The sequence below is a fragment of the Streptomyces sp. NPDC031121 genome (genome assembly GCF_055570615.1).
The window spans coordinates 582,797-597,260 of the sequence record NZ_JBVIGV010000001.1; the positions used below are offsets into that span (position 1 = coordinate 582,797).

Sequence of the window (14,464 nt, forward strand, 5' to 3'; positions counted from 1 at the left end):
TAAGAGGATAGCCAGGAGCCTGTGGTTCCGGGCAGGGCGGAATCCCTGAGGCTCCCCTGAGGCGGACCCGGGGATGACCCGTAGTACGGCTGGTGGGAGCCGTGTCCGTCTCGGGTGGGAGGACGGGGGCGGGGGTCCGCCCTGAGACGGACCCCACATCCCGGACGGTCCCCGCCGGCGGCGCCGGCGGGGCCCGTGTGCCGTTCGGGCGGGACCGCTGCCAGGCGTCCCCGTCAGGCGTCGCGCTTGCGCAGGACCGCGTAGCCGGCCACCACGGCGGCGGCGGCCCAGGCGGCCATGATCCCGAAACCGCCCCAGGGGCCGTAAGGCGGCTGCGAACCGTCCACCACGGCCGGGACGGTCTGCATGATCGCGCCGCCGGCCACGTTCGGGAAGTACCGGGCGACCTTCTCCGTGGCGTCGACCATGCCCAGGATCGGCGAGACCAGGAAGAAGAACGGCAGCAGGGTGCCGAGCGCCACCATCGAGCTGCGCAGCGCCATCGTCAGGCCCATGGAGAACAGCGCGATGACGGCCATGTAGAGCCCGGCGCCGACGACCGCCCGCAGGACGTTCGGCTCGCCGATGCCGATGCTGTGCTCGCCCAGCAGGGCCTGCCCGGTGAAGAAGGACACGAAGCTCGTGACCAGGCCCACGGCCAGCGCGAGGGCGGTGGCCACGAGCAGCTTCCCGGCGAGGAAGGAGCCGCGGCCCGGCACCGCCGCGAGCGAGGTGCGGATCATGCCGGTGCTGTACTCGGTGCCCACGACCAGGACGCCGAAGACGATGACGGCGGCCTGCCCCAGCGTCATGCCGGCGAAGCTGGACATCGTCGGGTCGAAGGCGAGCTGCTGCTCCTTCGGCATGTTCTCGAACTGCGAGTTGATGAAGGCGCACAGCAGCGCGCTCATGCCGATCGTGACGGCCGCGGCGGCCGCCAGGGTCCAGACGGTGGAGGCGACGGTACGGATCTTGGTCCACTCGGACCGGAGGACTGCGGGGAAGGACATGGTCACCGGCCGCCCTTGCGCGTCGCCTCGGCGCCGGCGCCCCAGGCGGGGACGTCGGCCGGGCGGGCCGGGGCCCCGGGGGCGTGGGCGTGGTACTCGACGGAGTCCGCCGTCATGCGCATGAACGCTTCCTCCAGTGAAGCCCGCTGCGGGCTGAGTTCGTGCAGCACGATGCCGTGCCGGGCGGCCAGTTCGCCGAGCTGTTCCGATGCCGCGCCGTCGACTTCGAGGGCGCCGGAGTCCGGGAGGGGGACCGCTTCGATCCCCTCCGCGTGCAGGACGTCCCTGAGCTGCTCCTGCTGCGGCGAGCGCAGCCGTACGAAGCTGCGCGAGTTGCGGTGAATGAATTCGGCCATCGACATGTCGGCCAAAAGCTTTCCCTGGCCGATAACGATCAAATGGTCGGCGGTCAGCGCCATCTCGCTCATCAGGTGCGAGGAGACGAACACCGTCCGACCTTCGCCCGCCAGACCCTTCATCAGGTTCCGGATCCAGAGAATTCCCTCCGGGTCCAGGCCGTTGACCGGCTCGTCGAACATGAGGATCTCCGGATCGCCGAGCAGGGCGGCGGCGATCCCCAGCCGCTGCCCCATGCCGAGCGAAAATCCTTTCGACTTCTTCTTCGCGACGGGCGTCAGGCCGACGAGGTCGAGGACCTCGCCGACGCGGCTCGCCGGGATCCGGTTGGACTGCGCCAGGCACAGCAGGTTGTTGTAGGCGCTGCGGCCGCCGTGCATGGCCTTCGCGTCCAGGAGTGCACCGATGTGCTTCAAAGGCTCCGGCAGGTCCCGGTAGTGCTTGCCGTCGATCCTGACAGTCCCGCTCGTCGGGTTGTCGAGGTCGAGCATCATGCGCATGGTCGTGGACTTCCCGGCCCCGTTGGGGCCGAGGAAGCCGGTGACCACCCCCGGTTTGACCTGGAAGCTGAGGTTGTCCACGGCGGTCTTGGCGCCGAATCGCTTGGTAAGGGCCTCTAGCTCGATCATGAGGCTTACGCTAAAGCGCCCGAGGGCCCCGCGCCACCTCGAACGGGTGACACGGGGCCCTCGGGCACGACGTCTCGCCGCAAGCCGGCCGACGGCATGTCAGAACACCTCTGACCAGGCAGGAGCAGCGGCGCGGCAGCGCCGCGGTGTCAGCGGGTCTGCTGCGCGGGGACCCCGCGGGAGACCGGCTCGTCGTCGATCGGGGAGCCGGCGGCCGCCACCGCGGCACCGGTCAGCGTCGCCAGCATCTCGCGGACGTTGGTCAGCTGGGCGTTGATGGAGTCGCGGCGGTTGGTCAGCGCCGCCAGCTCGCGCTCCGACTCGCTGCGGATGCGGTCCGCCTTCGCGTTGGCGTCGGCCACGATGTCCTCGGCCTGGCGCTGCGCGGTCTCCACCGTCTGGCGCGCCCGGCGCTCGGCGTCCGTACGCAGCTTCTCCGCCTCCAGGCGCAGCTGCTCGGCGCGGTGCTCGATCTCCGCCAGCCGCTTCTCGGCCTTCGCCTGACGGGAGGCCAGGTCGCGCTCGGACTGCTCGCGGCGCTTGGCCAGGTTGGTCTCGAAGTCGGCCGCGGCCTGGGCGGCCTTGGCGCGGGTCTCCTCGAACAGCGCGTCGGCCTCCTCGCGCTTGGAGGCCGCGTCCTTCTGGGCCTCGGCGCGCAGGGTGGCCGCGTCGCCCTTGGCCTTCTCGACGATCCGGACGCCCTCGTCCTCCGCCTTCGACTTGCGGTCGGCCGCGAACGACTCGGCGTCGTTGCGCACCTGCTGGGCCGCCGACTCGGCCAGCTCGCGGTGCTGCTCGGCCGCCCGGCGGGCCTCCTCACGCAGGTCCTTGGCCTCCTCCTCGGCGAGACGCAGGATCTTCTCGACCCGGGCGCCGAGACCCGCGTACGACGGCTCCGCGTCGCTCACCTGGGCCTGGGCGTTCTGCGTTTCGAGATGCAGCTCCTCGATCCGCTTTTCCAGGGCACTGATACGTCCAAGGGCGCTGTCGCGGTCGGAGACCAGCTTGGCAATGCGGTCGTCCACCTGACCGCGGTCGTAACCACGCCGCACGAGCTCGAAGCCGAAGGGGGAGGAAGTGTCGCTCATGGGGTTCCTGTCGAATGAGACCGATGAGGTGCTACGTGAGGTGTTAGGGGAATCCTAGGCGCCCGAACGGCGTGTCATCGAGTCAATCCGCGTTTGATCTGGACAATGACACCCCATTTGAGTGGCAAGACGGCAGATTGCTTATCACTCGTTCGGATGAACCTTCATCAGGTGCTCACGTTTCGGACACCGCTCACCCGTCCGAGGACCTGCCCCCCGAACGGGACGACCCCGCCGCCGCTCCGGCCTTCACCCCCGGACCCTGGGCTCCCACCGCGGCCTTGCCGCCCGAAGGCGCCTCGAAAGACTCCAACGCCTCGAGAACGTCCTGGACACGGGAGATCTCCGCCTGGATGTCCTCGCGGCGGCGCACCAGCACCTCCAGCTCGCGCCGGCCCTCCTCCACGATCCGCTCGGCCTCGGCCTTCGCCTCCGCGAGCGCGGCCTCCGCCTCCCGGGCCAGCTCGGCCTTCTTCTGCTCCGCCTCCTTCAGCAGCGTCTCCGCCTTGCGGACCGCCGCGATGCGGACCTTGCCCGCCTCGCTGCTCGCATCCGACAGCATGGTCTTGGCCTTGTTCTCGGCCTCGACGCTCTGCTCCGTCGCCGCGCGGACCAGCTTGTCCACGCGCTCGCCGGCCGACTTCATCTGCTCGGCCGTCTCCCGGCGGGCGCGCTCGTGCAGCTCCTCGATCTCGCTCTCGACGCGGCCGCGCAGCTCCTCCGCCCGCTCCCTTATGGCAGCGGCGTCCGACCGCGCGCCGACCAGCAGCTCGTCCGCGTCCGTACGGGCCTTCTCGACCAGCGAGTTGCCCTCGACGGTCGCCTCCGCCGTGATCCGGGCCGCCTCCTTGCGGGCGGCGTCGACCATCGCGTCGGCCTGCTCCTCCGCGGCCGCCGTGGCGGCCACGGCCTTCGCCTTGGCGTCCGCGGCGAGCTGCTCCGCCTCCGCCGCGGCCTCCGTGATGAGCCGGTCCACCTGCTCCGCGGCCTCGGTACGCCGCTTCCCCGCCTCCTCGCGCGCCTCGTCCAGCAGCCGCTCGGACTCCTCGCGGGCCTCCGTACGGGTGCGCTCCGCCTCGGCGGCCGCCTCCGTCCGGACCCGCTCGGCCTCCGCCCGGGTGCGGGCGGCGTGCTCCTGCGCCGACGACAGCGCCTCCGACGCCTCGGCGCGCAGCCGCTCGGCCTCCGCCGCGGCCTCGCCGACCGTGCGCTCGTTGTCGCGGCGCGTCCGCGCCGTGAGCTTGTCGGCCTCCGCGGACGCCTCGGTGACGAGACGGTCCGCCTGCTCGGCGGCCTCGGTGCGCAGCCGGCCGGCCTCCGTGCGCGCCTCGTCGAGGGTCTGCTCCGCCTCGCGCTCGGCCGCGGCGAGCGTCTCGCTCGCCGCGACGGTGACCCGCTCCGCCTCCGCGGTGGCCTCGCCGACGATCCGGCCGCCCTCCGCGCGGGCGTCGTCGAGGACCTGCGCCGCCTCCGTGCGCAGCCGCTCGGCCTCCTCGGCCGCCTCGCCGATCGTCAGCTCGTTCGCCGCGCGCACCTCGTCGACCAGGCGGTCGCCCTCGTTGCGGGCGTCCACCAGGACGCGGGCGGCGTCCCGCTCGGCCGCCGCCATCGTGTCGGCGGCCTGCCGGGTGAGCTTCTCCGCCTTCGCCTTCGCGGCGGCGAGCGCCGCCTCGTTCGCGGCGCGCGTCTCCTCCGTGAGCCGCTCCGCCTCGGAGGCGGCCTCGGTGACGAGACGGTCCGCCTGCTCGGCGGCCTCGGTGCGCAGCCGCCCCGCCTCGGTGCGCGCCTCGTCCAGGGTGGCCGCGGCCTCGGTGCGGGTGGCCTCCGCGGCCTCCGCGGCCTCGGCCGTGAGCCGCTCCGCCTCCGCCGTCGCCTCCGCCACGGCGGCCTCGTTGGCCGCGCGGGTCTCCTCGGTGATCCGCTCGGCCTCCGCCGCCGCTTCGGCGACGATCTGCGCGCCCTCGGCGCGCGAGGCCTCCAGCGCCTCCCCGGCCTCGCCGCGGATGCGGTTGGCGTCGGCGCGGGCGTCGGCCCGGGTGCGGGCGGCGTCCCGCTCGGCCGCCGCCAGCGCGTCCGTCGCCTCCGTGCGCACCCGCTGGGCGTACTCGGCGGTGTCGCCGCGCAGCTGCTCCGCCTCGGCGATCGCCTCCGCGACCGTCCGCTCGGCCAGCGCCTTCGCCGCGTCCGTCTCGGTCCGCGCCTCGGTGCGGACGCGGTTGGCGTCCTCGGTGGCCCGCTCCCGCTCCTCGTACGCGTCCCTGCGGACCCGGGCGGCCTCCTCCTCGGCCTCCGTGCGCGTACGCTCCGCCGCGTGCTCGGCGGCGCTGCGCAGCCCGGCGATCTCCTCCTCGGCCTGCTCGTGCAGCCCGGCCACGGAGTCGCGGACCTGCTGGGCGGTGGCCTCGGCCGCCGCGACCAGCTCCGACGCGCGCCGCTCCGCCTCCTCGGTCAGGCGGGCCGCCTCGGCCTGCGCCTCCTCCGAGCGCTTGCGGGCCGCGGCGAGCAGCTCCTTGCTCTGCTCGCGGGCCTGGGCGCGCTCGCTGTCCGCATCGGTCCGCGCCGACGCGAGGGTCTCCTCGGCCTCGCGGCGCCGCCGGGCCGCCTCCTCCTGGGCGGCGGCCAGCGCCTCCGCGGCCTCCTCCGCGACCCGCTCGGCGGCGGCCTTCGCCTCCGCGCGCAGCCGGTCCGCGGTCTCCTTGGCCTCCGACCGCACCCGCTCGGCCTCGGTCTCGGCCTCGCTGCGCAGCCGTATGGCGACCTGCTCGGCCTCCGCGCGGACCCGGCCCGCGTCCTCGGCGGCCTCCGTGCGCAGCCGGTCCGCCTCCGCCTCCGACTGGGCCTGGAGGGTGCGGATCCGCTCGGCCGACTCGGCGCGCAGCCGGTCGACCTCCTCGGTGGTCTCGCGGCGGATGCCCTCCGCGGCGCCGCGGGCGTCGCGCAGCGTCTGCTCGGCCGTCGCCAGCCGGCTCTCGGCCTCGCCGTGCAGCCGGGACAGCTCCGCCTCGGCCTCCGTCCGCTTCGCGGCGAGGGCCTGCTCGGTCTCCTCGCGGCGGGCCGCGGCCGCGGCGTCCGCCTCGGCGCGGACGGCCTCGGCCTGCTCCTCCGCCTCCGAGCGCAGCCGCTCGGCCTCGGCGCGCGTGCGCTCCAGGGTCTCCTCGGCCTGCCGGCGCAGCGTCGTGGCCCGCTCGACGGCCTCCGCGCGGACCCGCTCGCTCTCGGCGGCGGCGCCGGAGCGCAGTTCGTCCGCGTCGGCCTTGGCCTTGCCGAGCAGCTCCTCGGCGGTCTTCGCCGCCTCCTCGATCTGCTGGACGGCCTCGCGGCGGGCCTCGCCGCGGATCCGCTCGCCCTCGGCGACGGCCTCGGCGCGCAGCTGCTCGGCCTCGCCGCGCAGCCGCCGCGCCTCCGCCTGGAGTTCGACGGTGCGGGCCCGGTACTCCTCGGTGTCGTCCTTCGCGGCGCCCTTGAGCTCCGCGGCCGCGTCCGCCGCCTGGGCGCGCAGCCGCTCGGCCTCCGCCTCGGCCTCCCGGCGGATCCGCTCCGCCTCCTCGGACGCGGCGCGGGTGGTGGCGCGGGCGTCCTCCGAGGCCTTCGTCAGGATGTCCTCGGCCGTGCGGGCGGCCTTGGCGAGCTGCGCGGCGGTGTCCTCGGCCGCGGCGGCGCGGGCCTGCTCGGCAGCCTCGGCGCGCTGCCGCTCCACATCGGCGCGGGCGTCGGCGAGGACCTGCTCGGCCTCCGCCTTCAGCGCCTCGGCCTCCTTGGTGGCCTCGCCGACCAGCCGGGCGACCTGCTCCTTCGCCGTGCGGGTGCGCTGCTCGTTGACCGACTCCGCCGAGGCGAGCTGCCGGGCGGCACTCTCCTTGGCCTCCGCGAGGACCCGCTCGGCCTCGGTGCGGGCCTCCCGCAGGGCGCCCTCGGCCTCCTGGACGCGCTGCTCGGCGACCCGGCCGAGGTCCAGGGTCTGCCGGCGGGTCTGCTCGGCCTCGGCGGTGGTCGAGGACCGCAGCCGCTCCGCGTGTTCGGTGGCCTCCTGGGCCTGCGCCGACGCGGCGGTCAGCAGCCGCTCGGCCTCCTTGCGGGCGCGCAGCAGCGTCGCCTCCGCCTCGGCGCGGGCGGCCTCGGCGTCGGCGGCGAGCCGGCGGCGGGTCTCCTCGGCGACCCGGGCGGCCTCGGCGCGGGCGGCGTTCAGGGCCTGCTCGGCCTCGGCGCGGGACTCGTCCATGAGCCGGCGCGCCTGCGCCTCGGTGCGGGCGCGCAGCTGCTCGGCCCAGGCCACGTTCTCGTTGACGTGCGCCTCGACGGTCTGGCGGCGCTCGTTGAGCTCCTGGTCCAGCCGCTGGCGGCGGTTGACGGCCTCGGCGTGCAGCTCGGCCTGGAGGCGCGCCTGGTGCTCGGCGTGCTCCTGGAGGATGCGCTGGGTCTGCGCCCGGGCGTCGCGCAGCTCGCGCTCGGCGTCCGAGCGCATCTGGTCGGCCTGGACCTGGGCGTCGCGCAGCAGCCGTTCGGCCTGGTAGCCGATGTCCTGGCCGTCGTACGCGGGGCGGGACGCGAGGGCCCGCCGCACCTCGTGCAGTTTCGCACGGAGGACCTCGACCTGGTAGCCGAGGTCCTCGGCGTGCTGGACGGCCTTTCCGCGCTCCTTCTTCAGCCGCTCCATCTCCGCTTCGAAGAGCGAGAGATGATCGGCCTCAGCCTGAAGGCTCTCCTGGCTTTCGTAGCCCCGCACAGCGCGGTCCCATCCGTCCCCTGGTCGCAAGCTCACTCCCAAATGAGCACCGTCCGCCCGCTGGACGGCGCCCCCGGGGAATGGTGTCAGATACCGGGGCAGGGGTCACAGGCCCCGACCCCGTCTGAAGCACCGAACCCCGGCCGAGCCACGGCCACTCTACCGGCCGGGGAATGGGGACATCAGTGCTGCGGGTTGGAGGTGACGAGTTCGGTCAGGACGCCGTGGCAGTCCTTGGGGTGGAGGAAGGTGATGGAGGACCCCATGGAACCGGTGCGGGGCGCGTCGTAGAGGACCCGGACGCCCTTGCCGCGGATCGCCTCGGAGTCGCCGTGGACGTCCTCGGTGCCGAAGGCGATGTGGTGGACGCCCTCGCCGTTCTTGGCCAGCCACTTGGCGACGGTGGAGTCCTCGCGGACGGGTTCGAGGAGCTGGATGTAGGAGGCGCCGCCGTCCGAGGTGCCGTTGATCCGGAGCATGGCCTCGCGGACACCCTGCTCCTCGTTGACCTCGGTGTGGAACACCTCGAAGCCGTACGTGGCACGGTAGAACTCGACGGTCTTGTCCAGGTCGAAGCAGGCGATCCCGATGTGGTCGATTCTTGTCAGCATGGGACCAGTGCACCGTCGAGGAGGCCTGTCACGCAACGTGCCAGCGATCACACCCACTGCCCGGTGACGACGCGGGTACCGCTCAGTACATTCGGGTAAACCCTCGTTCACTCCTCATCCTCAAGGGGCTGTGCTCCATGTCCGGAACGAACAACACCACGTCCGTGATCGTCGCCGGGGCCCGCACGCCCATGGGGCGGCTGCTCGGCTCGCTGAAGTCCTTCTCCGGTGCCGACCTCGGCGCCGTCGCCATCAAGTCCGCCCTGGAGCGCGCCGGCATCTCGGGCGACCAGGTGCAGTACGTGATCATGGGCCAGGTCCTCCAGGCCGGCGCGGGCCAGATCCCCGCCCGCCAGGCCGCGGTGAAGGCCGGCATCCCGATGAACGTCCCCGCGCTGACGATCAACAAGGTGTGCCTCTCCGGCCTCGACGCCATCGCCCTGGCCGACCAGCTGATCCGCGCCGGCGAGTTCGACGTCGTCGTCGCCGGCGGCCAGGAGTCCATGACCAACGCCCCGCACCTGCTGCCCGGCTCCCGCGAGGGCTTCAAGTACGGCGCGATCGGCATGCTCGACGCGATGGCCCACGACGGCCTCACCGACGCCTTCGAGGGCATCGCCATGGGCGAGTCCACCGAGAAGCACAACGCCCGCCTGGGCATCGAGCGCGGCCCGCAGGACGAGTTCGCCGCGGCCTCCCACCAGCGCGCCGCGGCCGCCCGCAAGAACGGCGTCTTCGACGCGGAGATCGCCCCGGTCGAGATCCCCCAGCGCAAGGGCGAGCCCGTCCTCTTCTCCGAGGACGAGGGCATCCGCCCCGAGACCACGGTGGAGTCGCTCGGCAGGCTGCGCCCGGCGTTCGCCAAGGACGGCACGATCACCGCCGGCACCTCGTCGCAGATCAGCGACGGCGCCGCCGCCGTCGTCGTGATGAGCAAGGCGAAGGCCGAGGAGCTCGGCCTGGAGTGGCTGGCCGAGATCGGCGCCCACGGCAACGTGGCCGGCCCGGACAACTCCCTCCAGTCGCAGCCGTCGAACGCGATCCGGCACGCCCTGAAGAAGGAGGGCCTGGAGGTCTCCGACCTGGACCTCATCGAGATCAACGAGGCCTTCGCGGCGGTCGCCGTGCAGTCAATGAAGGACCTGGACGTGACCCCGGAAAAGGTGAACGTCAACGGCGGCGCCATCGCCCTGGGCCACCCGATCGGCATGTCCGGCGCCCGCGTCGTCCTGCACCTGGCGCTGGAGCTGAAGCGCCGGGGCGGCGGCGTCGGCGCGGCCGCCCTGTGCGGCGGCGGCGGCCAGGGCGACGCCCTGATCGTCCGGGTCCCCAAGGCCTAGGGTCGGACAGGCCCGGGCACCCGTACGGCCCCCATCCAGGGGCCCCGCACCCGCGGGGCCCCAGCGAGAACCGAGGAGCGCAGCACGCATGACGGTGGACGTCCCCCAGCTGGTGGCCCAGGCGCGGGAGGGCCGGCCGAGAGCGGTGGCCCGGCTGATCTCGCTGGTCGAGGGGGCGTCCCCGCAGCTGCGCGAGGTCATGGCGGCCCTGGCCCCGCTGACGGGCGGGGCGTACGTGGTGGGCCTGACCGGCTCGCCGGGCGTCGGCAAGTCCACGTCCACCTCGGCGCTGGTCGCGGCGTACCGGCGGGCCGGGAAGCGGGTCGGCGTCCTGGCCGTCGACCCGTCCTCGCCGTTCTCCGGCGGTGCGCTGCTGGGCGACCGGGTGCGCATGTCGGACCACGCCTCCGACCCGGGGGTGTACATCCGCTCGATGGCCACGCGCGGCCATCTGGGCGGGCTGGCGTGGGCGGCCCCGCAGGCGATCCGCGTGCTGGACGCCGCCGGCTGCGACGTGGTCCTCGTCGAGACGGTGGGCGTCGGCCAGTCGGAGGTGGAGATCGCCTCGCAAGCAGACACCTCGGTGGTGCTGCTGGCGCCCGGCATGGGCGACGGCATCCAGGCCGCGAAGGCGGGCATCCTGGAGATCGGCGACGTGTACGTGGTCAACAAGGCGGACCGGGACGGCGCGGACGCCACGGCCCGCGAGCTGAACCACATGCTGGGCCTGGGCGAGGCGCGGGCCGCGGGGGACTGGCGGCCGCCGATCGTCAAGACGGTCGCCGCCCGCGGCGAGGGCGTCGACGAGCTGGTCGAGGCGCTGGAGAAGCACCGGGCCTGGATGGACGAGCACGGGGTGCTCCAGCAGCGCCGTGCGGCCCGCGCCGCGCGCGAGGTGGAGACCATCGCCGTGACCGCGCTGCGGGCCCGCATGGCGGACGTGCACGGGGACGCCCACCTCGGGGCGCTGGCCGCCCGGGTGGCCGGGGGCGAACTCGACCCGTACGCCGCCGCTGACGCCCTGCTCGCCACGCTCACCGAGGGCTGAGGCCGGGCCGGCGCCGCGCCGCATGCGGGCCGGGCGGGGCGACCGTAGACTGACGGCGCCCGGAATGCCCCGGTTCGACCCCCTGTAAGGGAGTGGCGCATGGCGAAGAGAGGCAACAAGAAGCGAGCACGCAAGAAGAAGAAGGCCAACCACGGCAAGCGTCCCAACGCCTGACCGCGGCCCCGGCCGGACGCGCGAAGGCCGCGCCCCCCGAACGCTGCGGGGGCGCGGCCTTCGCGCATGCGCGCCTGCGCGGGGCGGCCGGGGGTCTACGCGCGGTGCGCGGCGGCCCGCCGGAGCCCCGGTGCGGCGCGGTGCCTCAGCCCTTGCCGCGCTGGTCCCGCAGGTGCGCCGCGACGGGCTCCAGCGAGGACCGCAGCGCCGCCAGGGCCTCCGGCGGCAGCAGGTCGATGAAGTGCCGGCGGACGGACGCCACGTGGTGCGGGGCGACCTTCCGCATCAGCTCCATGCCCTCGTCGGTCAGGACGGCGTACAGCCCCCTGCGGTCGGACTCGCAGTTCACGCGGACGACCAGGCCGGCCGCCTCCATCCGCGTGATCTGGTGGGACAGCCGGCTCTTGGACTGGAGCGTCGACGTGGCGAGGTCGCTCATCCGCATCCGGTGGTCCTCGGACTCCGAGAGGTTCACCAGGATCTCGTAGTCGTTGATGGTGAGTCCGAAGGGCTGGAGATCCTTTTCCAGCTGGTGCATCAGCAGCCTGCTCACGTCCAGGTGGGTCCGCCAGGTGCACTGCTCGGCGTCGGTAAGCCAGCGCGCGGCCGTCTCGGTCTCCATGGTCTCCATGAGTGAACTCTACCTAAGAAAGTTGAATTACGTACAAAATCGGGGGAGGCGGTGCTCACAGTCCGAGGCGCCGCTGGAAATCGCCCAGCTGCCCCGGCATGCGGACGCCGAGCTGGCCCAGCGGCCCCTGGCCGCCGTGTCCGCCATGCCCCGCGCCGGCACCGGGAACGCCCGGTTCCGCGCCGACCGTGCCGACCGGCCGCTCCGCCATCAGCGCCTCCGAAGACTGCAGGAGCACCGTCCCGGCCCCGACGAACTCGAACTGGTGCTCCTCGCCCGAGGATCCGCCGATGCCGGTGAGCGAACGGATTCCGCCCAGTACGCCCGACATGTACCCGTGGTCGTAATGGTGACAGGGGGAGGGGCAGTCCGCCCACCCGACCAGCGCCTGCGGGTCCACGCGCAGCGGCGGCTCCATGAAGACCACCGGACCGTTGGACGCCGCCACGAACTTCCCGGTTCCGATCAGCGTCAGGAAGCCGGGGACGATCGACTGCTTCAGCGCCAGCGACGGCTGGTAGGCCAGCAGGTTCCCGGCCCGGATCGTCAGGTTGCCGTCGTCGAGGTCGTACGAGTTCACGTCGTAGGCGCGGTCGGCCAGCAGCATCTTGCCCTGGCCCTCGGCCACCACCCAGTCGCCCGCGTGCAGCGGCGAGTGGAAGCTGGTGCGCAGCAGCCGGTCGAAGCGGCCGTGCCCGACGCCGTCGAACTCGATCCGCCCGTAGTAGGCGATCATCTTGCCCTTCTGCAGCAGCCACTGGCTGCCCTTGAGCTCCACGCAGAAGGTGTACGCGTTCACGTTGTCGTCGGACGGCAGCGTGTAGGGGTCGAAGACCGTCGGGCCGCCCGGCCCTCCGGTCACGGGGCCGAAGTTCACAGTTTCTCCTCCGAGGCCTGCACGTACACCGCACCCTGGCCCGACAGCTCCAGCTGGAACGCCTCGCCCGAGCCGCGCCCCACCATGTCGCGCCACCCGAGCGCGGTGGAGAGCTTGTTCCTGACGTCCCCGTGGTGGGCCACGTACGCCTGCGGGTCCACGTGGACCGGGCGGTTCGGGGTGATGGGGAGCTCGATCACCCCGCCGTGCGCCATCACGGCCACCGAGCCGTGCCCCTTGAGGGTGGTGGTGAACAGGCCCTGCCCGGTCACCTGGCCGCGCACCATGCCCATGACACCGCCTTGCGAGCCCATGAACATCGTGCCCTGCTGGAGGGTGCCGTCGAAGGCCAGCAGCCGGTCCGCCTCGACGTAGAGCGTCTCGCCGGTGAGGTTGACGATCTGGACGTGGTGGCCGCCGTGGCCGAACATCACCGTCCCGCTGCCCTCCACCGTCATCAGCGGCGTCTGCTCGTTCGCCACGCGCCGGCCGATCATGCCCATGACGCCGCCCTGGCCGCCCGTCAGGCTCGGCGTGAACGACACGCTGCCGCGGTACGCGAGCATCGCGCCCCGCTGGCTGTACAGGGTCTGCCCCGGCACGATCTGCGCCTCGACCATTTTGGAGTTGATCTCGCGGAACGGCATCAGATGTCGCCCCCGACGGTGTTGCGCTCGCTGGGCTGCACGTACACCAGGCCCTCGCCCTCGAAACGGATCTGGAACGCCTCCCCGGACCCCTCGCCGATCAGCGTGCGGAAGGTCACCCCCGACTGGAACGACTGGCGCAGGTCGCCGGTGTGCGCGATGTACGCCCCCGGGTCGACGGAGAGCGGGTACTGGGCGCTGACGCGCAGCACCACCGCCGGGCCGTCCGACATGATCGCCGCCTGCCCCGTGCCCTCGACGGTCGTGGTGAACAGGCCGTTGCCCGTCGCCCCGCCGCGCAGGCCGGTGAAGGTGGTGCCGGTGCGCAGCCCGGCGTCGGTGCACAGGAGGTTGCTGGACTCGACGTACAGCTTCTCGCCGTGCAGGCTGACGAGGTTGATCTCGCTCGCGCGGTCGGCGAAGAAGCACGTGCCGTGCCCCTGCACCTCCATCACCGCCATCTGCTCGCCGGTCAGCCGGCGCGTCACCATGCCGCGAAGGCCTTCGCCGCCGCCTGTCATCTTCTTGAAGGCCATCTGGCCGTCGTACGCAACCATGGAGCCGTTCTTCGCTTTCACGGCATCCCCGGTCAGGTCGACGGCGAGCACCTTGCTGCCTTGGAGTCGGAACTGAGCCACGGGATGACGTTAGCCGCAGCGCGCGGAGGCGAACAGGGCCCCTTGGCCGATACCGGTACCGACCGGACGGCGGGAGCACGGGGCGGGACCGGGCACCCGGGGTCAAGATCCGGCAAAGAGGCTGAGACACTGGGACGGCCCGAGCCGCCACCCCCGAAGGTTGAAGATGGACATCAAGACCGCCTCCGCCCTGCACCGGCTGCGCCTCGTCTCGGTCCCCGAGGCGCTGTCGTTCCCGGCCCTGCTGATCTTCGGCTCGCTGCTGAGCCGGATCTCGGACATCGACTACCTGATGATGCCGCTGGGCGCCCTGCACGGCTTCCTGTTCGTCGTGTACGTGCTGTTCCTGCTGGACGCGTGGAACAAGGCGAAGTGGCCCCTCAAGAAGGCGGCGCTGTTCTTCCTCCTCGCGGTGATCCCCTTCGGCGGCCTGTACGGCGACCGCATCCTCAAGCGCGACGAGGCCGAGACGGTCGCAGCCGCCCGGACCAGCCCGGAAGCGGCCAACGCCTGACCCCCGCGGGGGCGTGGCCGCGCAGCCCGGCAGGCAGCGACTCGGCAGCGTCCGGGTTGCCGGCCGCGTCGGCCACCTGCAGGTCGGCGGCCGGCGCACGGCACACCCCGCCCTCGCGGCCGGAGGGCTCGACGCCCTCCGGCCGCTCTGCTTCCCGGTGCACGGCACGACGCTGAC

The 14,464-nt window shown here is 73.1% G+C and carries 13 protein-coding genes; 4 read left to right on the forward strand and 9 right to left on the reverse strand.

The features are described from left to right. Positions 1-233: 233 nt before the first annotated feature. The 5 genes from ACZ462_RS02730 to mce all read right to left on the reverse strand — a co-directional run bounded on the left by ACZ462_RS02730 (position 234) and on the right by mce (position 8,418). A complete protein-coding gene (locus ACZ462_RS02730; protein WP_467802626.1) occupies positions 234-1,010 on the reverse strand; it encodes an ABC transporter permease in 777 nt (258 codons plus the stop codon). A 2-nt stretch (positions 1,011-1,012) separates the two neighbouring features. Next, complete coding sequence (locus tag ACZ462_RS02735) at positions 1,013-1,996, reverse strand: ABC transporter ATP-binding protein (RefSeq protein WP_467802627.1); 984 nt, start codon at positions 1,994-1,996, stop codon at positions 1,013-1,015. Positions 1,997-2,145: 149 nt separating this feature from the next. Next, positions 2,146-3,084: a coiled-coil domain-containing protein gene (locus tag ACZ462_RS02740; protein ID WP_114054217.1), complete on the reverse strand. Its 939-nt coding sequence runs from the start codon at positions 3,082-3,084 to the stop codon at positions 2,146-2,148. Between the two features lie 193 nt (positions 3,085-3,277). Next, entirely contained in the window at positions 3,278-7,807 is a 4,530-nt protein-coding gene (gene scy, locus ACZ462_RS02745; protein WP_467802628.1) for a polarized growth protein Scy, read from the reverse strand. Between the two features lie 182 nt (positions 7,808-7,989). Next, entirely contained in the window at positions 7,990-8,418 is a 429-nt protein-coding gene (gene mce / locus ACZ462_RS02750; protein ID WP_114054218.1) for a methylmalonyl-CoA epimerase, read from the reverse strand. A gap of 137 nt (positions 8,419-8,555) precedes the next feature. Here mce and ACZ462_RS02755 point away from each other — a divergent pair, with 137 nt between their 5' ends. The 3 genes from ACZ462_RS02755 to ACZ462_RS02765 all read left to right on the forward strand — a co-directional run bounded on the left by ACZ462_RS02755 (position 8,556) and on the right by ACZ462_RS02765 (position 10,980). Then, positions 8,556-9,758: an acetyl-CoA C-acetyltransferase gene (locus tag ACZ462_RS02755; protein WP_467802630.1), complete on the forward strand. Its 1,203-nt coding sequence runs from the start codon at positions 8,556-8,558 to the stop codon at positions 9,756-9,758. Between the two features lie 88 nt (positions 9,759-9,846). Further along, complete coding sequence (meaB, locus tag ACZ462_RS02760) at positions 9,847-10,806, forward strand: methylmalonyl Co-A mutase-associated GTPase MeaB (RefSeq protein WP_467802632.1); 960 nt, start codon at positions 9,847-9,849, stop codon at positions 10,804-10,806. Between the two features lie 99 nt (positions 10,807-10,905). Next, positions 10,906-10,980, forward strand: coding sequence for a 50S ribosomal protein bL37 (locus ACZ462_RS02765; protein ID WP_099895366.1), 75 nt, complete (start codon positions 10,906-10,908; stop codon positions 10,978-10,980). 145 nt (positions 10,981-11,125) lie between these two features. Here the strand turns inward: ACZ462_RS02765 and ACZ462_RS02770 are convergent, their stop codons facing one another. From ACZ462_RS02770 to ACZ462_RS02785, 4 genes are all read right to left on the reverse strand, one after another. Next, positions 11,126-11,602: a MarR family winged helix-turn-helix transcriptional regulator gene (locus tag ACZ462_RS02770; RefSeq protein WP_467802880.1), complete on the reverse strand. Its 477-nt coding sequence runs from the start codon at positions 11,600-11,602 to the stop codon at positions 11,126-11,128. A 64-nt stretch (positions 11,603-11,666) separates the two neighbouring features. Then, complete coding sequence (locus ACZ462_RS02775; protein ID WP_467802633.1) at positions 11,667-12,488, reverse strand: AIM24 family protein; 822 nt, start codon at positions 12,486-12,488, stop codon at positions 11,667-11,669. Continuing rightward, complete coding sequence (locus tag ACZ462_RS02780; protein ID WP_467802634.1) at positions 12,485-13,135, reverse strand: AIM24 family protein; 651 nt, start codon at positions 13,133-13,135, stop codon at positions 12,485-12,487. Before ACZ462_RS02780 ends, ACZ462_RS02775 begins: the two co-directional genes overlap by 4 nt. Continuing rightward, entirely contained in the window at positions 13,135-13,773 is a 639-nt protein-coding gene (locus ACZ462_RS02785) for an AIM24 family protein (RefSeq protein ID WP_467802636.1), read from the reverse strand. Before ACZ462_RS02785 ends, ACZ462_RS02780 begins: the two co-directional genes overlap by 1 nt. A gap of 166 nt (positions 13,774-13,939) precedes the next feature. On the opposite strand from ACZ462_RS02785, the gene ACZ462_RS02790 reads away from it, so the two are divergent. Beyond that, positions 13,940-14,287, forward strand: coding sequence for a DUF3817 domain-containing protein (locus ACZ462_RS02790; protein WP_467802637.1), 348 nt, complete (start codon positions 13,940-13,942; stop codon positions 14,285-14,287). The last annotated feature ends 177 nt before the right edge of the window (positions 14,288-14,464 follow it).

Excerpts from the sequence above, each read along its gene's own strand:
- ACZ462_RS02730 (WP_467802626.1), bottom strand. The coding sequence starts at position 1,010 with ATGTCCTTCCCCGCAGTCCTCCGGTCCGAGTGGACCAAGATCCGTACC.
- ACZ462_RS02735 (WP_467802627.1), bottom strand. The coding sequence starts at position 1,996 with ATGATCGAGCTAGAGGCCCTTACCAAGCGATTCGGCGCCAAGACCGCC.
- ACZ462_RS02740 (WP_114054217.1), bottom strand. The coding sequence starts at position 3,084 with ATGAGCGACACTTCCTCCCCCTTCGGCTTCGAGCTCGTGCGGCGTGGT.
- mce (WP_114054218.1), bottom strand. The coding sequence starts at position 8,418 with ATGCTGACAAGAATCGACCACATCGGGATCGCCTGCTTCGACCTGGAC.
- ACZ462_RS02755 (WP_467802630.1), top strand. The coding sequence starts at position 8,556 with ATGTCCGGAACGAACAACACCACGTCCGTGATCGTCGCCGGGGCCCGC.
- meaB (WP_467802632.1), top strand. The coding sequence starts at position 9,847 with ATGACGGTGGACGTCCCCCAGCTGGTGGCCCAGGCGCGGGAGGGCCGG.
- ACZ462_RS02770 (WP_467802880.1), bottom strand. The coding sequence starts at position 11,602 with ATGGAGACCGAGACGGCCGCGCGCTGGCTTACCGACGCCGAGCAGTGC.
- ACZ462_RS02780 (WP_467802634.1), bottom strand. The coding sequence starts at position 13,135 with ATGCCGTTCCGCGAGATCAACTCCAAAATGGTCGAGGCGCAGATCGTG.
- ACZ462_RS02790 (WP_467802637.1), top strand. The coding sequence starts at position 13,940 with ATGGACATCAAGACCGCCTCCGCCCTGCACCGGCTGCGCCTCGTCTCG.